The sequence below is a fragment of the Faecalibacterium prausnitzii genome (assembly GCF_003287495.1).
Taxonomy (GTDB): domain Bacteria; phylum Bacillota; class Clostridia; order Oscillospirales; family Ruminococcaceae; genus Faecalibacterium; species Faecalibacterium prausnitzii_I.
The window spans coordinates 244,277-264,040 of sequence record NZ_PRLE01000003.1 but is presented as its reverse complement, the minus strand read 5'-3'; the positions used below and the strand labels follow the sequence as shown (position 1 = coordinate 264,040).

The window sequence follows — 19,764 nt, the reverse complement described above, 5'->3', positions numbered from 1 at the left end:
CGGAAAGCACAGTAGGGCGATATAATAGAGAGCAAGAGAAGCCCTACGATCAGGAGGTAACATTATGGATTCCGAAAAAGTCATCAAGCGGGACAATGAATATGTCCTGCATACCTATGGCCGCAACCCTGTTGTCCTCGAAAAAGGCCACGGCCTCTATGCCGAGGGCCCCGAGGGCCAGAAATACCTTGATTTTACCAGCGGCATCGGCGTCAACAGTCTGGGCTACTGCGACCTGACCTGGGCCGAGGCCGTGTCGGAGCAGGCCCACAAGCTGCAGCACACCTCCAACCTGTATTACACTGCCCCCTGCGGCAAGCTGGCCAAAAAGCTCTGCAAGCGCACCGGCATGAGCAAAGTCTTCTTTGGCAACTCGGGTGCCGAGGCCAACGAGGGTGCCATCAAGGCGGCCCGCAAATACAGCTTTGACCACTACGGCAAGGGCCGTGATACGATCATCACGCTGGTCAACAGCTTCCATGGCCGTACCATCGCCACCCTGACCGCCACCGGTCAGGAGGTCTTCCACCAGTACTTCGGCCCGTTCAACGACGGTTTCCAGTATGTCCCGGCGGGGGATATCAACTCCCTGACCGAGCTGGTGGACCGCCACACCTGCGCCATCCTGCTGGAGCTGGTGCAGGGCGAGGGCGGTGTCATGGCGCTGGACCCGGAATATGTGCAGGCCGTCCGCGCGCTCTGCGATGAAAAAGACCTCATCCTCATTGTGGACGAGGTGCAGACCGGTGTGGGCCGCACGGGTACATTCCTCTGCTGTGAGCACTACAACCTCAAGCCGGATCTCGTTACGCTGGCCAAAGGCCTGGGCGGCGGCCTGCCCATTGGCGCGGTGCTGATGAATGAAAAAGTGGCCGAAGGCATGGGCCCCGGCAGCCACGGCTCCACCTTTGGCGGCAACCCGGTGGTCTGCGCCGGTGCCAACGTGGTGGTGGACCGGATGGACGCCGCGTTCCTCTCCAATGTCAATGAGCGGGCCGTCCAGCTCCGCACCGGCCTTGCCAAACTGCCCCGGGTCAAAAGCCTTTCGGGCATTGGCCTGATGGTGGGCATTGATTTCCTGGAGGGCATCCAGGCCGCCGATGTGCTGGCTGCCTGCCGTGAAAAGGGCCTGCTGGTGCTGACGGCCAAGACCCGTCTCCGCCTGCTGCCCCCGCTGACCCTCACCGCCCACGATGTGGACATGGCGCTGGAAATTCTGGGCGAAGTGCTCACCGGGATGCAGCCCAAGACGGTGGAGGAAACGGCATGAAACATCTGCTGAAAATGAGCGACCTCACCCCCGGCGAGGTGACCCACATCCTGGATGTGGCCGACCAGCTCAAAGCCCAGCAGAAAGCCGGGGGCACCCCTCCCCTGCTGGCGGGGAAAAGCGTGGCGCTGATGTTCTCCAAGAACTCCACCCGCACCCGCAACAGCTTTGAAGTGGGCGTCTACCAGCTGGGCGGTCTGGGCCACTACATGAACGCGGCCACCGAGCTGCAGCAGTCCGGCCGTGGCGAGCCCCTCAAGGACACCGCACGAGTGCTGGGCCGCTATTATGACTGCGTCGTCTGGCGCACTTACCGTCAGTGCGATCTGGAAGAATTTGCTGAACTGGCGGGCGTGCCCGTCATCAACGGCCTGACCGATTACGCCCACCCCTGCCAGGTGCTGGCCGACCTGATGACCATTCGGGAGCGCCGGGGCACGCTGGCGGGTCAGAAGCTCTGCTTTGTGGGCGACGGCAGCAGTATGGCCAACAGCCTCATCGTGGGCGGCCTGCTGGCCGGAATGAGCGTGACCTGTGTCTGCCCCCGGGACTACCGCCCGGCGGCCGATGTGGTGATGTTCGCCTACAAGTACGGCGAAAAATTCCACCTGACGACCGACCCCGCCGAGGGCGTCAAGGACGCCGACGTGGTGGTAACGGCTGTCTGGAACACGGCCCGCCCCGGCACCCAGGACAGCGAGCAGCGCCTGCGGGATTTCGCAGGCTACCAGCTCACCAGCAGCCTGCTGGCAGCGGCCAAGCCCGACCACATGGTGCTCCACTGCCTGCCCGCCCACCGGGGCGAGGAGATCTCCACGGCCGTTTTTGAAGGCCATGCGGATGAGATCTTTGACGAGGCTGAGAACCGCCTCCATGTCCAGAAAGCCGTTCTGGCCATCTTGCTGGGCGGAAAATAATGTTCTTTTCAAAAACAGAAACCGGCGTCTGCCAGACTCATCCGAGCGGCAGACGCCGGTTTTGTTATAATGCAAAATAGAAAAGCACGGTGCATTCCGGCGTGGAGCGGGACAGATGAAAAACGGTTGACGGAAAGCGGAGTTTTTGTTATAATAATTAGGCTTGAATGGTGCGGGAGATGAGTCCTCCGTGAGATTCGAGCGGAACAGAATATGGAGATGTATCGAAGTGGTCGTAACGAGAACGACTCGAAATCGTTTTGTCCTTAACCGGGCACGTGGGTTCGAATCCCACCATCTCCGCCAACAAAAGGCACCGGCTCAGGCTGGTGCCTTTTTTGCGGCCAAGATGGTGCGGATGAGAACAGGGCGGCGGTCCGCAGACCGCAAGCAATCAGCCCTGTGGGCTGTTGCTTAGCCCGCGGGAGAATGCCCACCATCTCCGCCAAAAGTCGCAGATTCAAACGAATCTGCGACTTTTTATTTTGCATCAAGCAGAGAAAGACCGCTTTTGCCTCATCACAGTATCAATAATTTTTGCTCAGAATCTTCTCAAGCGTGTCCGCAAACTTGGCATCCTGCTCCTTCGTCCGTTTTGGGCTCCCCTTGGGGTGCTTTCCGGCACGGAGGAGCTTTTTGTTTTCATACCGTCGCAGCATGAGAGCGTCTATGTTGTCGGCGGTGTATTTCAGACCGTTCTGGTTCAGCACCCGGGCGCACTTGGCAAGGCACATACTCGCCAGCCCGTAGTCCTGCGTTACGACCACGTCCCCCGGTTTTACCCGGTTGACGAGGGCAAAATCCACGCTGTCCGCTCCTTTGTCGAACACCAACGTCTGCGCACCTTCCCGCTCGATTTGGTGAGCTGTGTCGCACAGGATGATGACAGGAACGCCGACCCGCTTTGCAATCTGCAACGTCAGATCGACGACCGGACAGCCGTCTGCATCAATCAGAACTTGTCGGGGCAAGACCCCTCCATTTGCTTCGCAAACCGTTCTGTCGCTTAAACGCCCCACTGGGGCGTTCATTGCTTCGCAAACGCGAATGGTCATGTGTGTTCCTCCATCGCCCACTGAAAGGCTTTCGCCGTGCGCAGGTCGGCGTCTTTGAAATGCCCGCCGCTGTTCCATTCAAGGGTGCAGTCTGCGCCACGCTCTGCAAGCCGACTGTGCAGGGTGCGGATATTATCCCCTACTGCAGCCATGACGGTGTTTTTCGTGCGCTCTTCCTTGTTGCCAAGGCTCAGATAAACGCGCTGTGCCTGTATCGGGTGCTGCTGCTCAAACTCCATCCAGCCCGGAAACCAAATAGAGGGCGAGGCGGCGGCGATACCATAGAACAGATCAGTCTGGGTGGATGCCCACAGCGCAAACAGCCCGGCCAGCGAATAGCCACCCAGAATGATTTTGACGTTTTCCGGGAGATCAAACTGCTGCTCCAGTGTGGGGATGACCTGTTCCATCAGAAAGCGCAAGGTGTCCGCAGCATTGCCGCCAAACCCTTGCTTTCCCCACACGGCAGGAGACTTCCACGGAGAAAGTGCATCGCGTTCCAGCTTTCCACGGGCACGGCCGCAAACAAAAAGTGGTGCGCACTCTGTGCAATAGCGGCAATCTCGCTTTCCATGCTTTGCAGCTCGTGTTCGCCGGTCATTTGGAGCAGCAGGTATTCTGCATGGGCTTCGCCGTAAATGCGGCAAGGTCTGTTCCCGATTTGCATTGTCTGTGCGGTCATTGCAGCAGCCTCCCGAAAAAATTTTGATAAGCCCAGTATAGCAACTGAAAAATCATTTTGCAATTCAAAAGGCGTTCGTGGGCATCGGCCATATCTGCAAAATGGTACAGTTGTTCATCGTCCGTGTTTCACGTTCTTCTCAAAAAATTAAAAGTGCGAACAAAAATTTTGTTAAAATGTATTGCATATAATTTCTGGCTCATGTATAATAGTTTTGTGAATATTCGCCTGCTGCTTTGATGTGAGAGGGCTGTCCTATGAAACATTTGCAGAAGCTTGTTACCATTGTCCTCGCATTTGTTTTGGCGTTGAGCCTCAGCCTGACTGCCTTAGCAGAAGAAGACTATGGGCAGGAAGTTACGGGAGAGGGTAATCTGTTCCAGAACAATGAAGCCCAGACTACATTCAGCGTCGTTGCAGTACCGGCAAATCTTTCTGCAACAGTTCCTCTCAATGTCACTTTTGCAGTCAAACGCAATGGTGATTTTGTTTGTCCAGGGGGCTATGCAATTACCAATACGGGCTCTGAAATTTTTCATGTTTCGGATATCCGCGTAACCATGCTCGATGCAGCATATTCTTTTGTAGAGAGTGATGAGAATTTGCAGGATCGGCAGATTTATCTGACGATGACTGGAACAAATCCGGGCAGTATGAGTCCTATTTCGGATACGATTACCTTTGTGTCTGGGAGTGATAATACAAAGCAATCGTTTGGGACTGAGCCCACGACCTATAACACCTGGAATGTCGATCAGGGCGGAAAAATTGAATTTGAGTTTAAAGGAAAAGTGAATGGCATCAGTGCGAAGTGGGCCGATAAGCAGGAACTCTTCACGATTGCGTATACCATAGAGCCAGGCGAGATATATGGGCCAAATCCAAAAGGATAAACTGTTTCCACCGGAGCGGGGGCTCGCCCGCCCCGGTGTTTTTATCGTTTGAGAAAGTGGGTGCATTGGATGCGGGAGTATCACAAACAAGTCCTCCTTGGCCTGAAATTTCTCCTGTCCCGTGGGCTTCCGCTGGTGCTGGTTTCTGCCGTGACGGCAGGCGTTTTCCTGCTGAAGACGCCGAACAGCGCAAAGCAGGCCTTTGCTCCGGGAGCCCGTGACCCCAATGCAACGATAGGTCAGTACGAGGGAAAGTCGGAGGCGGAGATTCAGGCAGAGCTGGACAAAGTCGTGCAGGAAGGGATGTTCAACATCTCCATCAACCCGGATATCCGGATGACCAGCGGCAGAGCGGAAGCGGAGCTGCGGGTGGAAAATATTCCGGCCAATCACCATCTGATGAGCGTCACTCTGAGCCGGGATGATACCGGGGAGGTGCTGTATGCCTCCGGCCTCATAGAACCGGGATATCACATTCAGGCGGTGCCGCTGGAGACAGTCCTGCCCGGCGGCAGCTATACGGCAACAGCACTGTTTACAGCATACGATCTGGAAACGGAACAGCCCACCGGACAGGCTGCGGCAAGAGTCCGGATCACAGTCGCAAAGTGAGAAAACGAGCCATTTACAGCGGTACTTGTAAATGGCTCGTTTTTGTTGATGTTATTGCCCTCTCGCGATCTCCTGCAGCTTCTGCTTGTCCAGCACCTCCACGCCGCCACGGTAGAGGCGCACCCAGCCCTCCTGCGCGAAATATTTCAGCAGGCGGCTGACCACCTCGCGGGCGGAGCCCATATAGCGGGCCATCTGGTCGTGGGTCATGCGGACATCGCTGCCGCCGGTCTTGGCCAGCTCGTCGGTGAGGAAGATGGCAAGGCGGCGGTCGGCGCTCATAAACAGAATTTGCTGCATCGTCCACATGGTATCCGAGAAGCGCTCCGCGGTCATCTGGTAGGCAAAGCAGCGGACGTGAACATTCTGCTGCATCAGGCGGCGGAACGTTCCAGCGCCGATGCAGTAGGCCTCGGTGTCCTCCTCGGCGTCGATGTACAGATCAAAATTGACCGAATCCATGACACAGGAGGCCGAGAGGATGCAGACCTCCCCCGGGAAGAGGCGGTAAAGGGTCACGTCCCGGCCATCCTCGGAGAGGAGATAGGCTCGCAGCTGGCCGGTGCGGAGGAGCAGGATGCCCACGCAGTTTTCCACGGGGCTGTGCACCCGCTCCCCTTTCTTGTACTTGACCGGCCGGGTGGTGCGGCAGAGAAACTCCTGCTCCTCCGGGGTCAGCTGCTCCCAGAACGGGAAGCCGCAGGCCAGGCAGTCCGGGCAGACAGGGGACTTTTTATCCAATTCCGGCATGATTCATCCTTTCCGCAGGGCCTTGGCGGCCTCGCTGCCCGCAAGGGCACCCTCGTACACGGCCTTGGCAACCTGCAGCAGGCCGCCGGTGCAGTCGCCTGCCGCGTAAAGGCCGGGCAGAGTGGTCATCATGTGCGCATCGGTGACGATGCGGTTCCCGTCCACTTCGGCCCCCAGCTTGCGGGCCAGAGCGGTGCTGCCTGCCACGCCCAATGCGACGAACACGCCATCCAGTGCCACAGTCTCGCCGCCTGCCAGCTGGACGCCGGAGACCCGCTGTTCCCCCAGAATGGCTTCTACTTTTTCGGGGCGGACAGCCACTTCTGCCGGGAACTCCGCGGTCAGAGGCTGGCCGTTGGCCAGCAAAGTGACGCTTTTTGCCACCGGGAGCAGTGCCTGCGCTTCATGCAGGGCATACTCGCCGCTGCCCAGCACAGCCACATCTTTGCCACGGTAGAAAAACGCGTCGCAGGTGGCGCAGTAGCTCACGCCGTGGCCCTCCAGCCCGGTCAGCCCTGGGATGCGGGGAGCGGCCCGGGAAGATCCGGTTGCCAGAATGACGGCGTCTGCCGGGTAATCGCCGTCCAGCGTTTCGACCGTCAGCTTATCGGTATAAGTCAGGCCAACGGCCTCGGCGGTGACGAATTTCACGCCTACAGCTCTGGCACCCTCCATGCCCCGGCGCTCCAGCTCTGCCCCCGAGATGGGCTCGGCAAAGCCGTAGTAATTCTGGATGAGCTCGGCGCGGTCCAGGGCGCCCGGGCCCTTGGTCAGGATGGTGGTGTCCACGCCTGCCCGCGCGGCGTACAGTGCAGCCGATACGCCCGCCGGGCCGGAACCGATAATGACAATGTTCGACATTTATATTCTCCTTTTCAGGTCCGATGTTTGCTTACACTTCTATTATACACAAAATCTGCCCGTTTTCCGTGACTGAGTTCCAAAAAGTTTTGGATTGTGTTATACTGGTTCCATGATTTGAATTTTCATGGAGGCTTCCATTTTATGTCCAAGCAACGCCTGCTTTTTATCACCACGGGCGGCACCATTGCAAGTGTGCGCACGGCCCAGGGGCTCAAGCCCGTCCTTTCCAGCGAGGAGCTGCTGGCCCACCTGCCGGAGCTGCAGGAGCTCTGCTGCCCTGAGACACTGGCTCTGTGCAGCATCGACAGCACCGACCTGGGCCCCGAGCACTGGCTCATGATGGCCCGGGCTGTGCAGGAGAATTACGCCCTCTACGATGGGTTCATCATCTGCCACGGCACCGATACGCTGGCCTACTCGGCGGCGGCCCTTTCTTACCTCATTCAGAACGCCGACAAGCCCATCATCCTGACAGGCGCCCAGCAGCCCATCTCCAATGAGATCACCGACGCCAAGAAAAACCTGCGGGACAGCGTGATCTGTGCGCTGGACCCCGGGAGCCGGGGCGTGATGGTGGTGTTCGGCGGGCATGTCATCGCGGGCACCCGCGCCAAAAAGAACAAGACCATCAGCTATGATGCCTTTGCGTCGGTCAACTTCCCGGCGCTGGCGCTGGTGCAGGGCGACCGGCTGGTGCGGTATGTCCCCTCTCCCTGGCCCACCGGCCCGGTGGAGTTTGGCCGGGCGCTCAACCCCAAAGTCTTTCTGCTCAAGCTGACTCCCGGCCTGAGCCCCGAGCTGATCCCGGCCATCTTTCAACATTACGACTGTGTGATCGTGGAAAGCTTTGGCGTGGGCGGCATCCCGCAGCGGCTGATGGACGCCTTTGCCGAGGGGTTGGGCGACTACGACCAGACCCACAAAATCCTGATCCTGACCACTCAGGTCACCTACGAGGGCAGCGATGTGGGCATTTACGAGGTGGGCAAACGGGTCAAGAACCGCTTCCGTTTCCTGGAAGCCCATGACATGACCATTGAGGCGGTCATCACCAAGGTGATGTGGCTGCTGGCCCAGAACTGCGAGAGCTTCGACCAGCTCCAGCAGCGGTTCTACCGTCAGATCAATTTTGATACATTTTATCATTGATCGGTTGGCAGCAAAAAAGGACACGACAGCGCGCCGTGTCCTTTTTGCGGTACAAACGTTAAAATACAAGCTGCACCAGCAGCACATAGCAGAGCGTGCCGCCTGCAATGGATACCAGTGTTTCGTGCTTCCACTTGTGGAGCGCGATGGTCACGCCGATGGCGATGGCCTCCGGGATGCCGTGGCTGCCCGTAAAGACGCTGACGCCTTTGAGACAGTAGATGATGAGCATTCCGAAGATGGCGGCGGGCAGCACCCGCCCCAGATACCGGACGACTTCCGGCGGCTGCTGGTCCTTGGACGAGAAGATCAGGAACGGCAGAAACCGGGTGAGCATGGTGGCTGCCGTGCAGGCGGCAATGGTGATGCCAAACTGGACTCCGCTCATGGGGCCACCTCCTCGGTTTTATCAGCCTGCTCAATGGGCTTGCGCAGCACGAGCAGCAGCACCAGAATGCAGATCATGGACGGGATCAGAAAACTGCCGGAGCCAAACACCAGCAGGCAGACAAACGGCACCGCCAGCCCGATGAAGCCGGAGTAGTGCTGCTTTTCTTTCTCCCACTGGTTGAGGAAGATGACCACGAACATGGCTGTCATGACAAAATCCACGCCCTCGGTGCTGAACGGCAGGATGGAGCCCACCGCTGCCCCCAGAAAAGCGCTGGCCACCCAATAGATCTGGTCCAGCAGGGTGATGAAGAACATGAACCACCCACGGTCTACCCCCTCGGGCGGCTCGGCCGAACAGGTGATGGAAAACGTCTCGTCGCTCATGGCGTAGATCATGTAAAAGCCGCGCGGGCCGTAACCCTTATAGCGCTCCAGCATGGTCAGGCCGTAGAACAGGTGCCGGGCCTGGATCATGAGCGCCATCAAAAAGGCAGAGAGGGGCGAAAAGCTGTCCAGCAGCAGGGAGGCCAGCACAAATTCCAGGCTTCCGCCGTACACCACGGTGCCCATCAGGGGCGGCAGCCAGATGGGCAGGCCCAACGACTGCACATAGATGCCGTAGCCTAGCCCCAGCACAAAATACCCCGTCAGCACCGGAATGGTTTGGGGGAACGCGGCTTTCAGCGCCGCCAAAACCGCCCCGGAGGAATCGCGGGACGGGGTCAAAATGGTTTGATTCGTCTGTTGCATTTTATTCAACCCTCCAATCTAGTATTATAACAGGTTTATCCTGCTTTGCAAGAGGTGGTTTCCGGATGCAAAACACCCCCGCTGAAAGCTTTTGGAAAGCTCTCGGCGGGGGTGTTGTATTTTGATGAGAAAGGGGATCTTAGGCTTCGTTCTTTTTGGCAAGGTCTTTGATGTAGAGGGCGCGGGTGGCGTTGAGGACGGCGATGATCATGACGCCGACGTCGGCGAAGATGGCCGTCCACATGCTGGCGATGCCCAGCGCGCCGAGGATGAGGCAGATGCCCTTGACGCCCAGCGCAAAGACGATGTTCTGGTACACGATGCCGTTGGTGCGGCGCGCGATCCGCATGGCCAGCGCGATCTTGGCCGGGTCGTCGTCCATCAGGACAACGTCCGCGGCCTCAATGGCAGCGTCGGAGCCCAGAGCACCCATGGCAATGCCGATGTCCGCACGGGACAGAACAGGGGCGTCGTTGACGCCGTCGCCCACAAAGGCGAGGTTCTCTTTGGGCTGCTTGGAGGCCAGCAGCTTCTCGATCTGATCGACCTTGTCGCCCGGCAGCAGGCCAGCGTGGTACTCGTCCAGGCCCAGCTCGGCGGAAACGGCTTTTGCCACCGGCTCGGCGTCGCCCGTCAGCATGACGGTCTTGCGGACACCGGCCTGTTTCAGGCCCTTGATGGCCTGTGCGCTGTGGGGTTTGACCACATCGGCAATGAGCAGGTAGCCTGCATACTTGCCGTCAATGGCCACATGAACGATGGTGCCGGCCTCCGTGACGGCAGGGACGGTCAGGCGCAGCTTTGCCATCAGGCGGGCATTGCCGCAGGCCACGGCTTTGCCGTCCACCTTGGCCGTAACGCCGTAGCCGCCAAGCTCCTCCACGTCGGTGACGCGGCTCTGGTCGATCTCCTTGCCATAAGCGGCCTTGACGCTCAGGGAGATGGGATGCTTGGACCAGCTCTCGGTCAGGGCCGCGGCCTCCACCAGAGCGTCCTGCGAGGTGCCCTCCGTGGGATAAATGCCGGTGACTTTAAAGGTGCCCTGCGTCAGGGTGCCGGTCTTATCAAAGACCACCACACCGGTACGGGCCAGCTCTTCCAGATAGGTAGAGCCCTTGACGAGGATGCCGCAGGCGGAAGCGCCGCCAATGCCGCCGAAGAAGCTCAGAGGGATGGAGATGACCAGCGCGCAGGGGCAGCTGATGACGAGGAACGTCAGGGCGCGGTAGATCCAGTCGCCAAAGCGGGCGGGCTGGCCCATCAACAGCAGAACGATGGGCGGCAGGAATGCCAGTGCCAGAGCGCCGTAGCAGACAGCGGGGGTGTACACCCGGGCAAAGCGGGTGATGAAGTTCTCGGCCCGGGCTTTCTTCATGCTGGAGTTTTCCACGAGGTCCAGAATTTTGGAGACGGTGGATTCGCCAAATTCCTTGGTGGTCTGAATCTTCAGCAGGCCGGTGACGTTGACACAGCCGCTGATGACCTCATCCCCGGCCTTGACGTCCCGGGGCAGGCTCTCGCCGGTGAGGGCGGCGGTGTTCAGGGCCGAAGCGCCCTCCAGAATGACGCCGTCAATGGGGATGCGCTCGCCGGGCTGGACCACGATGGTGGTGCCGATCTCGACCTCATCCGGGTCTACCTGTTCCAGCTTGCCGTCCTCGCCCTCAATATTGGCGTAGTCCGGGCGGATGTCCATCAGGCTGGAAATGCTCTGGCGGCTCTTGCCCACGGCCACGCTCTGGAACAGCTCGCCGATCTGATAGAAGATGATAACGGCGCAGCCCTCAACGTAATCGCCCAGGGCAAAGGCACCCACGGTGGCAACCGCCATCAGGAAGCACTCGTCAAAGGGCTGGCGGTTCTTGATGCCCTTGATGGCCTTGCGGAGCACGTCCCAGCCGACCACCAGATACGGGATGTAGTACAGCACCAGCTCCACCGGCGTGGGGAAGCTGGGCAGCAGTTTCAAAATGGCTACAAGGATCACCGCTGCGATGATCTGCTTGAGCATTTTCTTTTGTTTTTTGTTCATCTCAGTCTCTCCTTTTGCGCGGATCTCGGCACGGGTTTTCAGGGGGAGTTTTCGTCCGATTCCACCTGTTTTCCACAGTAAGTGGGCTTTTCCACGTTTTCCCCCGCCTTTTCCACAGACTTTTCCCGACAAAAAGAGGCTGTTTGGCGTCTCTTTTTGCACTTTTCCGCAAGAAATGTTGAAAACCAGGTGGAAACTGTGGAAAACCTGTTTCTTTTTCCACAAAAGCGTTCCGCTGTATAAAAAGGCCCCTCCCGGGGGAGGGGCTCCGAGGTTCCGGAAGATCAGATGCCGAAGATCTCGCAGTCGTCCTCCACTTTCTTGCAGGCGGTCAGCACTTCCTGCATGGTGGCCTTGGGGTCTGCACCCTCAGCAAACTCCACGTTCATCTTCTGGGTCATAAAGCTGACGGTTGCCTTTGCCACGCCGGAAACGGTGTTGGCAGCGTCTTCCATCTTGGCGGCGCAGTTGGCGCAGTCCACTTCGATCTTGTAGGTCTTCTTCATCGTAAGTACCAGCCTTTCTCATTCTTCAATATGATCCATCCCCATGGAGAGGATGCTGCGCACATGGTCATCGTCCAGTGCGTAGTAAACAGTTTTGCCCTCCCGGCGGAACCGCACCAGTTTGCAGTCCTTGAGCACCCGGAGCTGATGGCTCACGGCGGACTGGCTCAGCTGCACCGCGTTGGCGATGTCCTGCACGCACAGCTCGTTATCGTGGAGCGCGTACAGGATCTTGATGCGGGTGGAGTCGCCAAATACCCGGAACAGGTCGGCCAGCTCGTAGAGCACCTCGTCATCGGGCATATCAATGGGCTGCGCGGCGGGGGCGCTTTTCTTTTCGGGTTCCTGCTGCGGCATCTGGACATCTCCTCTTGGGTCGGTTTTATATGAACGTTTGTTCATGTGTTCATGATAGCATGGGGAAAGGCTCCTGTCAAGGGGTTTGGAGAAGAATTTTGCTGGAATTGCAAAAAAGATATTTTTTGCCCCAATACGCAAAAAAGTGGCATTTTTATTTTGCAAAAAGGGTGCGGTTTCAAGGCCTCAAATCCAGCTTGCTGCTGCTTGACTTTCCACCGCATCCTTGCTATAATACAAATAGAAAAGGCACTGCGACAAGCGGTTAGCCCTTTAAGTAGAACAGCTGAGCAAAGCTCGAACCGTCACCGTGCCGGGTGGCGGTTCATTTTTTTACTCTGATCGTAAAAGTGAATCCAAAAAGATGGAACGTCAAAGTAATAGGCATATGCTTCACCCCCTTTTCAGTGGGATGAAGAGCCGAACCGCCTGCCGTTGTATGCAGTGCCTTGCTGCCATTTCGGACAGCATCTTTAGCGTATCATAATTTTTGACAAAAAGCAACCAGATGAGGTTGCTTCTATTTTTTTCGATGAATATACCACGGCAGATACATCCCCGCCAGCACCAGCGCCACGGCGGGGAGAAAGCCCAGGAGATACCACTGTTCCCCAAACCACTGGGTAAACAGCGCCGTCACCGGGCTGCTGGTGGGGCCGTTCAGAAAGTAAAAGTTTGTGTACAGCACTTTATTTAAAAAGTAAATGGGCAGCGCCGAGCCAAACAGGAATGCCAGCACCGCCGGGAGCCGCCGCACCTGCGGGCGGAACCCGCCTGCTACCAGCAGAACCGGGTAAAGCACCAACAGCCCGTGGAGAGTGACGGAGTGGAGGTTGATGAGGCTCCACGCCTTTGTCCCCAGCCAACCGGGGCAGAGCAGCGCAATGGCGGCCCCCGGTGTGCAGAGGGCGTAGAGCTCCTCTTTGCACCAGTCCTTTCCGGTCAGGGTGCAGGTTGTGCAGAGGAAAATATGGATGCTGCACAGGTGGAGAGGCAGGTAGCTCCAGTTCCACTGCCCGGTGGCCAGCATGGCAATGACCAGCACGGCTTCATCTGCCAACAGCAAAACCGTAACGCCCCACAGGATGCGCCGCCGGGTGCGTTCCGGGCTGCGGCGGTACCAGCGGGCTGTCAGCAGGATGCAGACCGCCACTGCCTCCAGCTCTCCCAGGTGCACCGCTCCAAACAGCGGATAGCCCTGATACCCCGGGCCATACCGCTGGGCGATCATTTCATACGACATCCAGAACTCACTCATCTGCTCCACCGCCTTTTTGCCTTTATTATGGGCTCGTTCCATCCAAAAGGGAAGTGTTTTGGCGGAAAAATCTCCAAAACAGGTGCACAGCGGCGCAAAATGTGGTATTCTACTGTTGGTTCGTAAATCCATGTCGTTTCGACATCTTACACAAAAAGAAAAGGAGAATTTTTATGACTCTGACAACTGGGATCCACGGCGAGCAGTCCGTGGCTGTGACCAACGAAAACACCGCGAAAACCATGGGAAGCGGCACGCTGGACGTGTTTGCGACTCCCGCTCTGGTGGCACTGGCCGAGAAGACCTGCTGGATGAGCGTGGCCGAGGCTCTGGATGAGGGCTGCGGCACCGTGGGCACCAAACTGGAGCTGGAGCACACGGCCCCCACTCCCGTGGGCATGACCGTGACCTGCGAGAGCGAGCTGGTGGCCGTGGAGGGCCGCAAGCTGGTGTTCAAGGTCTCGCTCCACGACGAGAAAGGCCCCGTTGGCGGCGGCACCCACGAGCGCTTTGTCATCAACAACGCCAAGTTTGCGGCCAAGGCCGAGAGCAAAAAGAATTAAACCTCTCAGTCGAACTTCGCTCGCCAGCCACTCCCCTTTCGGCACTTTCGTGCCACCTCCCCCGGCCGGGGGAGTCTTTCCTAACAGGGGAGCCTTTGGCAAATAGATCAACTTTCATCCGACTGCCAAGGCCTCCCCTCGACAGGGGAGGTGGCATCGCGTGAGCGATGACGGAGAGGTTCCAGTTCCAGCGGCGGCGGGTCGGCCCGCAGGGCCTCCTGCTCGGCTTTCTGCTGGGCCTCCCACAACAGGCGGGCGGCCTGCTCGCTGGCGCGGAACAGCTCAAAATACAACGCTTTATAATCCGGCGCGGCAAACACCCCCTCTCTTCCTTTCTGGGGGATAGTCTGCCCCGCCACACCCCAAAACAAACCTGATCTTCAAGAGGAATCATTTTCATGAAAAAGAACAATCTCTCCTGGGTGGGCGCTCTGCTCGTCTTCGGCCTGCTGTTGTGGTGCACGTCTGCCACACCGGGCAAGATCGCAGACCCGTCTACTTACACCTGCGCCGTGTACAGCACGGCACTTTCCCTGCTGCCTCCGGTGGTGGCCATCGTGCTGGCCCTGAACACCAAGGAAGTCTACACTTCCCTGCTGGTGGGCATTGCCACCGGTGCCCTGCTTTACGCCAACGGCAACCTGGAGCTGGCCCTGACCACCCTGTTCTTCAATGAGGACGGCGGCATGGTGTCCAAGCTGTCCGACAGCAGCAATGTGGGGATCCTGGTCTTCCTGGTCATGCTGGGCATTCTGGTGGCCCTGATGAACAAGGCCGGCGGCAGCGCGGCCTTTGGCCGGTGGGCCTCCACCCATATCCACACCCGGGCCGGGGCACAGTTTGCCACCCTGCTGCTGGGGATCATGATCTTTGTGGACGACTACTTCAACTGCCTGACCGTCGGCTCGGTCATGCGCCCGGTCACCGACCGTCAGAAAGTCTCCCGCGCCAAGCTGGCCTACCTGATTGACGCCACGGCGGCCCCCGTCTGCATCATTGCGCCGGTGTCCAGCTGGGCTGCTGCTGTTACTTCCTCGGTGCCCGAGGGCTCCGGCATCAACGGCTTTACCATGTTCCTGCGCACCATCCCGTATAACTATTACGCCATCCTCACCATGGTCATGAGCCTGTTCGTCATCTTTACCGGGACGGACTACGGCCCCATGAAGCTGAATGAGACCAACGCCATGAACGGCGACCTCTTCACCACCGAGGACCGCCCCTACGGCGACGATGTGGACGACGGCACCGACACCAAGGGCCATGTCATCGACCTGGTGGCCCCGGTCATCGTCCTCATTGTGGCCTGCATCTTTGGCATGGTGTACACCGGCGGCTTCTTTGAGGGCACCGATTTCATTACCGCCTTTGCGGACTGCAACGCTTCCATGGGCCTTGTCATGGGCAGCAGCATTGCCCTGCTCTTTACCTTTGTGTTCTACCGCGTGCGGGAAGTGATGACGTTCCAGGACTTTGCCGCCTGCATCCCCGAGGGCTTCAAGGCCATGGTCAGCCCCATGCTGATCCTGACCCTCGCCTGGACGCTGTCCGGTATGACCGGCCTGCTGGGTGCAAAATATTACGTCGCCAACCTGCTGGGCGGCTCGGCCGCGGCGCTGCAGTATCTGCTGCCGGTCATCATCTTTGTGGTAGCCGTCTTCCTGGCCTTTGCCACCGGCACCTCCTGGGGCACGTTCTCCATCCTCATCCCCATCGTCTGCCATGCATTCCCGGAGGGAGAGATGCTGGTCATCTCCATTGCGGCCTGCCTGTCCGGCGCCGTCTGCGGTGACCACTGCTCCCCGATCTCCGACACCACCATCATGGCCTCGGCTGGTGCCCATTGCAGCCATGTGAACCATGTTTCCACCCAGCTGCCCTATGCGCTGACGGTGGCCGGCGTCTCGGCGGGCTGCTATGTCCTCACCGGTCTGTCGGAGGCCGTGCTGGGTGCCCGGGCCAATCTGGTCAGCTCTCTGGTACTGTTGGGCGTCGCCATTTTCCTGGAGCTCATCGTGTTGAGCGTCATCCGGGTGCGGACGGGCCACGGCAAAAAAGTTGTTCGCTGAAAATTTTGCGACAAGCGTTGATTTTTCCCTCCAAAACGTGATATACTAAAAGAAATTGAGTTAATTTGCCACAAGGAGGGCGTTCATCTTGCTGGAAGAAGTGTTTCAGGAAGTCTACACCAAGTTCAAACTGCATTTTTACCAGAGCGTGTTCCAGCGCTTTGCGACCCGGGAGGCGACCCTGACCACGGTGGAGTCGTTCTGCATGGAGGGCATCATGGCCATGGGAGAGCCCACCATTGCCGAGTTTTCCCGGATGATGGGCATTTCCACCCCCAATGCCGCTTATAAGATCGGCAGCCTGGTCCGCAAGGGCTATGTGGAAAAGATCCAGTCCACGGTGGACCGCCGGGAGTACCATCTCCGCCCCACTCAGAAGTATATCAACTACTACAACATCAGCTATTCCTACCTGCACACTGTCATTGAGCGTGCCAGGGAGCGGTTCTCCCCGGAGGACTGCAAAAAGCTTGAGGAAATGCTCTCGGTGGTCAGCCATGAGCTGATGCCCGAGATGGATATGCTGACTCGTGTTCAGGCCGAGGCCCCGGAGCATGTCGCGGAGGATGAGAAGACCAACGCATAAAAGCCGCAAAGAAAAAATCCATCGCTGTCAAAAACAGCGATGGATTTTTTTGTTCCAGAAATACGCTCAGACGTTCGCCGCGCCCCGATCGAGAATTTTATCGAACCGGGACAGGAACGTGAACACCGTGATGCTGGCCGCCGTGATGTCGCTGACGGGCTCCGCGAGGAAGACCGCGAACACCGGGTCCGGCAGGAGGTGCGGCAGGAGGAAGATGAGCGGGATGAGGAGGATGAGCTTACGCAGGCAGGCCAGCAGGAGGCTGACCTTGGCCTGCCCCAGCGCCATAAAGCTCTGCTGGCAGGCGATCTGAACGCCCATGGCAAAGATACCGGCCATGTAGATGCGCATAGCCCAGGTGGTGTACTGGATGAGGGGGACGTCGGAGGTGAAGATGCCGGCCACCAGCCCGGGCACCAGCATCATCCCCAGCCAGAACAGGGTGGTGTACCCGAAGCAGAGGGTGAACTGGAAACGGAACGCCTCTTTCACACGGGCCTGATTGCCCGCGCCAAAGTTGAAGCTCATGACCGGCTGGCCGCCCTGGCAGATGCCCTGAATGGGCAGGGTACAGAGCTGGGACACGCTGGTGATGACGGTCATGGCACCCACGGCCACATCGCCGCCGTACCGGGCCAGGCTGGAGCTGAAGCTGATGGAGAGCAGGCTCTCGGTGGAAAGCATTACAAAGGTGGAGATGCCCAGCCCCATCACGGGCAGGATGACCCGGCCCTCGGGCCGCAGGTGCTCTTTGCGGAGCCGGAGGATGGTCTTGCTCCCGGTGAGGAAGCGCAGGATCCAGCAGGCACCCACGGCCTGGCTGAGCACCGTGGCAATGGCGGCACCCCGCACGCCCATGTCCAGCACAAAGATGAGGATGGGGTCCAGGATGATGTTGATCACCGCGCCGATGACGGTGGTCAGCATACTGATCTTAGCAAAGCCCTGGGTGGTGATAAAGGGGTTCATGCCCATGACGAGGAGGACACAGACCGAGCCCAGGATATAGATGCGGCTGTAGGCCAGCGCATAGGGCAGGGTGGCCTCGCTGGCACCAAAGAGCCGCAGCAGGATGGGAGCCCCGGCATAGAACCCGATGGTAAGCACCACGGCAAAAAACAGCAGCATGGTAAAGCTGTTGCCGAGGATCTTTTCGGCTTCTTCTTTGTTGCCCTGCCCCAGCGCGATGGCCGTGCGGGGCGCGCCGCCCGCGCCGATGAGCATGGCAAACGCGTTGAGCAGCATCAGGATGGGGGCAAACAGGCCCACACCCGTCAGCGCCGCCGCGCCAATGCCCGCAATATGGCCGATATAAATACGGTCCACGATGTTGTACAGCAGGTTGACCACCTGAGCCACAACGGCGGGGATCATGAGCTGGAGCAGCAGTTTTTTGACATTGCCGCTCCCCATATCCTGTCTGGTCTGCGCCATGAATTCTCTCCTTTGAGTTGAAATTTTTCAATCAAGTGCAATTCGTAAAGCAAAGCACGGCGAAAATCGACCGGCTTTGACAAAAAACACGAAAAACGCCTGAGACTATTGTAACACGGCGGCGGGGGGAACACAAGAACGCCTGCGGGGTCGGGCATAGCAACATACTGTTCCGGTGCATTGAATTTGCCGATGGCCTGTGTTACACTGGATTCGTTCGTTTTGGAATTTGGGAAAGGAGAAAAACATGGAACCTCAATACAAAAAGCGGAGCGCGTTCTCCGGCAAGATCGGCTTTGTGCTGTCGGCCGCAGGCGCGTCCGTTGGCCTTGGCAACATCTGGCGTTTCCCGTATCTGGCGGCCAAGTATGGCGGCGGCATCTTTCTGCTCATCTACATTCTGCTGGCGTTCACGTTCGGCTATACCATGATCGTGGCGGAGACGGCTCTGGGCCGGATGACCAAGAAGAGCCCGGTGGGCGCTTTCGCGGCCTTTGGCAAAAAGGGCGGGCTCTCGTTCGGCGGCTGGATCAACGCCATCATCCCCATCCTCATCGTGCCCTATTACTCGGTCATTGGCGGCTGGGTCATCCGGTACCTGGCGGATTACGTTGCCGGGCACGGCAAGGAGCTGGCCACGGACGGCTATTTCTCGTCGTTCATCTCCAATGGTGCTTCGGCGGAGATCTGCTTTGTCATCTTCACCATCTTCACGCTGGCGATCATCTTTGCGGGCGTCCGCAACGGCGTGGAACGGGTCTCCAAAGTCATGATGCCCATTCTGGTGGTGCTTTCCGTCATCATTGCGGGTTACTCCGTCACCCGGCCCGGGGCGCTGGCGGGTGTGAAGTATTTCCTCGTGCCCAATGTCGCCCATTTCTCCTGGATGACCGTCGTCACGGCCATGGGGCAGATGTTCTATTCCCTGTCCATCGCCATGGGCATTCTGGTCACGTTCGGCTCCTATATGAAAAAGGACGTCTCGATTGAGGAGTCCACCGAGAACGTCGAAATTTTTGACACGGCCATTGCCATCATGGCGGGCCTGATGATCATTCCGGCGGTCTTCTCGTTCTCCGGCGGCGACCCCGATACCCTGCAGGCTGGCCCGGCCCTGATGTTTATTACCATCCCCAAGGTGTTCGAAAGCATGGGCCTTGGCACCGTGGTGGGCATCCTGTTTTTCACGCTGGTGCTGTTTGCGGCGGTCACCAGCTCCATTGCCCTGACCGAAAGCGCCGTCTCCACCTTTGAGGACGAGCTGGGTTGGGACCGCCATCAGGCCACTGTCCTCATCGGCGTCATCATGCTGGTGCTGGGCAGCCTCTCGGCCCTGGGCTACGGCCCGCTGGCAGGCGTGATCGTGTTCGGGATGCAGTTTTTGGATTTCTTTGATTTCCTCACCAACTCCGTCATGATGCCCATTGCGGCCATCACCACCTGCCTGCTGGTCTCCCGCGTCATCGGTGTCAAAAAGATCGAGGAAGAGGTCACTTTGAGCGGCAAACCGTTCCGCCGCAAGGTCATCTTCAACTTTATGATCCAGTATCTCTGCCCCGTTTTCGCAGCCATCATTCTGGTCAGCTCGGTGGCAAATGCACTGGGCTGGATCGCCATGTAAAAG

General features: G+C 58.5%; 22 protein-coding genes and 1 tRNA gene. 10 read left to right on the top strand and 13 right to left on the bottom strand.

Annotation, left to right across the window (positions count from 1 at the left end):
• The first annotated feature begins 64 nt into the window (after positions 1-64).
• The 3 genes from C4N22_RS07180 to C4N22_RS07170 all read left to right on the top strand — a co-directional run bounded on the left by C4N22_RS07180 (position 65) and on the right by C4N22_RS07170 (position 2,493).
• A complete protein-coding gene (locus tag C4N22_RS07180; RefSeq protein ID WP_112148479.1) occupies positions 65-1,270 on the top strand; it encodes an acetylornithine/succinylornithine family transaminase in 1,206 nt (401 codons plus the stop codon).
• Entirely contained in the window at positions 1,267-2,187 is a 921-nt protein-coding gene (gene argF / locus C4N22_RS07175) for an ornithine carbamoyltransferase (protein ID WP_112148478.1), read from the top strand. Before C4N22_RS07180 ends, argF begins: the two co-directional genes overlap by 4 nt.
• A 215-nt stretch (positions 2,188-2,402) precedes the next feature.
• Positions 2,403-2,493, top strand: a tRNA-Ser gene (locus C4N22_RS07170).
• A gap of 221 nt (positions 2,494-2,714) precedes the next feature.
• Here C4N22_RS07170 and C4N22_RS07165 read toward each other — a convergent pair.
• Genes C4N22_RS07165 through C4N22_RS13245 form a run of 3 tightly spaced genes read right to left on the bottom strand, consistent with a single transcriptional unit; the run spans position 2,715 to position 3,924 of the window.
• Positions 2,715-3,242, bottom strand: a complete 528-nt coding sequence (locus C4N22_RS07165; RefSeq protein WP_242980979.1) for a YaiI/YqxD family protein — start codon at positions 3,240-3,242, stop codon at positions 2,715-2,717.
• The gene (locus tag C4N22_RS13250; protein ID WP_431602982.1) at positions 3,239-3,652 is read right to left on the bottom strand and encodes an alpha/beta hydrolase-fold protein; all 414 of its coding nucleotides are present in this window, start codon (positions 3,650-3,652) and stop codon (positions 3,239-3,241) included. The genes C4N22_RS07165 and C4N22_RS13250 overlap by 4 nt, the downstream gene beginning before the upstream one ends.
• Positions 3,652-3,924, bottom strand: coding sequence for a hypothetical protein (locus C4N22_RS13245; protein ID WP_431602981.1), 273 nt, complete (start codon positions 3,922-3,924; stop codon positions 3,652-3,654). Before C4N22_RS13245 ends, C4N22_RS13250 begins: the two co-directional genes overlap by 1 nt.
• 257 nt (positions 3,925-4,181) lie before the next feature.
• Here C4N22_RS13245 and C4N22_RS07155 point away from each other — a divergent pair, with 257 nt between their 5' ends.
• Entirely contained in the window at positions 4,182-4,817 is a 636-nt protein-coding gene (locus tag C4N22_RS07155; RefSeq protein ID WP_112148477.1) for a hypothetical protein, read from the top strand.
• 69 nt (positions 4,818-4,886) lie between these two features.
• Positions 4,887-5,429 carry a hypothetical protein gene (locus C4N22_RS07150; protein WP_112148476.1) on the top strand — a complete coding sequence of 181 codons (543 nt, stop codon included), beginning with the start codon at positions 4,887-4,889 and terminating at the stop codon, positions 5,427-5,429.
• 51 nt (positions 5,430-5,480) lie between these two features.
• On the opposite strand, the gene C4N22_RS07145 is transcribed toward C4N22_RS07150, so the two are convergent.
• A complete protein-coding gene (locus C4N22_RS07145) occupies positions 5,481-6,179 on the bottom strand; it encodes a Crp/Fnr family transcriptional regulator (RefSeq protein WP_022256615.1) in 699 nt (232 codons plus the stop codon).
• Between the two features lie 3 nt (positions 6,180-6,182).
• Positions 6,183-7,040, bottom strand: coding sequence for an NAD(P)/FAD-dependent oxidoreductase (locus tag C4N22_RS07140; RefSeq protein ID WP_112148475.1), 858 nt, complete (start codon positions 7,038-7,040; stop codon positions 6,183-6,185).
• Positions 7,041-7,184: 144 nt separating this feature from the next.
• On the opposite strand from C4N22_RS07140, the gene C4N22_RS07135 reads away from it, so the two are divergent.
• Positions 7,185-8,192 (top strand): asparaginase, encoded by a 1,008-nt coding sequence (locus C4N22_RS07135; protein WP_022256613.1) that lies wholly within the window; start codon positions 7,185-7,187, stop codon positions 8,190-8,192.
• Between the two features lie 58 nt (positions 8,193-8,250).
• Here C4N22_RS07135 and C4N22_RS07130 read toward each other — a convergent pair whose 3' ends face one another.
• From C4N22_RS07130 to C4N22_RS07105, 6 genes are all read right to left on the bottom strand, one after another.
• Positions 8,251-8,580, bottom strand: coding sequence for a branched-chain amino acid transporter permease (locus C4N22_RS07130; protein WP_022256612.1), 330 nt, complete (start codon positions 8,578-8,580; stop codon positions 8,251-8,253).
• On the bottom strand, positions 8,577-9,335 hold the full coding sequence (locus tag C4N22_RS07125; protein ID WP_112148474.1) for an AzlC family ABC transporter permease: 759 nt from the start codon (positions 9,333-9,335) through the stop codon (positions 8,577-8,579). The genes C4N22_RS07130 and C4N22_RS07125 overlap by 4 nt, the downstream gene beginning before the upstream one ends.
• A gap of 139 nt (positions 9,336-9,474) precedes the next feature.
• On the bottom strand, positions 9,475-11,367 hold the full coding sequence (locus tag C4N22_RS07120; RefSeq protein WP_112148473.1) for a heavy metal translocating P-type ATPase: 1,893 nt from the start codon (positions 11,365-11,367) through the stop codon (positions 9,475-9,477).
• Between the two features lie 284 nt (positions 11,368-11,651).
• Positions 11,652-11,873 carry a cation transporter gene (locus C4N22_RS07115; RefSeq protein WP_022256609.1) on the bottom strand — a complete coding sequence of 74 codons (222 nt, stop codon included), beginning with the start codon at positions 11,871-11,873 and terminating at the stop codon, positions 11,652-11,654.
• 18 nt (positions 11,874-11,891) lie between these two features.
• Positions 11,892-12,230, bottom strand: coding sequence for an ArsR/SmtB family transcription factor (locus C4N22_RS07110; RefSeq protein WP_242980978.1), 339 nt, complete (start codon positions 12,228-12,230; stop codon positions 11,892-11,894).
• A 520-nt stretch (positions 12,231-12,750) separates the two neighbouring features.
• Positions 12,751-13,488, bottom strand: coding sequence for a YwaF family protein (locus C4N22_RS07105; RefSeq protein WP_112148567.1), 738 nt, complete (start codon positions 13,486-13,488; stop codon positions 12,751-12,753).
• Between the two features lie 173 nt (positions 13,489-13,661).
• Between C4N22_RS07105 and C4N22_RS07100 the strand changes: the two genes are divergently transcribed.
• Positions 13,662-14,051: a thioesterase family protein gene (locus C4N22_RS07100; RefSeq protein WP_022256606.1), complete on the top strand. Its 390-nt coding sequence runs from the start codon at positions 13,662-13,664 to the stop codon at positions 14,049-14,051.
• Positions 14,052-14,158: 107 nt separating this feature from the next.
• Here C4N22_RS07100 and C4N22_RS07095 read toward each other — a convergent pair whose 3' ends face one another.
• Entirely contained in the window at positions 14,159-14,410 is a 252-nt protein-coding gene (locus tag C4N22_RS07095; protein ID WP_146746518.1) for a hypothetical protein, read from the bottom strand.
• Between the two features lie 39 nt (positions 14,411-14,449).
• Between C4N22_RS07095 and C4N22_RS07090 the strand changes: the two genes are divergently transcribed.
• The gene (locus C4N22_RS07090; RefSeq protein WP_112115616.1) at positions 14,450-16,120 is read left to right on the top strand and encodes a Na+/H+ antiporter NhaC family protein; all 1,671 of its coding nucleotides are present in this window, start codon (positions 14,450-14,452) and stop codon (positions 16,118-16,120) included.
• Between the two features lie 88 nt (positions 16,121-16,208).
• A complete protein-coding gene (locus C4N22_RS07085; protein WP_112148471.1) occupies positions 16,209-16,706 on the top strand; it encodes a MarR family winged helix-turn-helix transcriptional regulator in 498 nt (165 codons plus the stop codon).
• Between the two features lie 66 nt (positions 16,707-16,772).
• On the opposite strand, the gene C4N22_RS07080 is transcribed toward C4N22_RS07085, so the two are convergent.
• Positions 16,773-18,140, bottom strand: coding sequence for an MATE family efflux transporter (locus C4N22_RS07080; protein ID WP_112148470.1), 1,368 nt, complete (start codon positions 18,138-18,140; stop codon positions 16,773-16,775).
• A 247-nt stretch (positions 18,141-18,387) separates the two neighbouring features.
• Between C4N22_RS07080 and C4N22_RS07075 the strand changes: the two genes are divergently transcribed.
• Positions 18,388-19,761 carry a sodium-dependent transporter gene (locus C4N22_RS07075; RefSeq protein WP_112148469.1) on the top strand — a complete coding sequence of 458 codons (1,374 nt, stop codon included), beginning with the start codon at positions 18,388-18,390 and terminating at the stop codon, positions 19,759-19,761.
• The last annotated feature ends 3 nt before the right edge of the window (positions 19,762-19,764 follow it).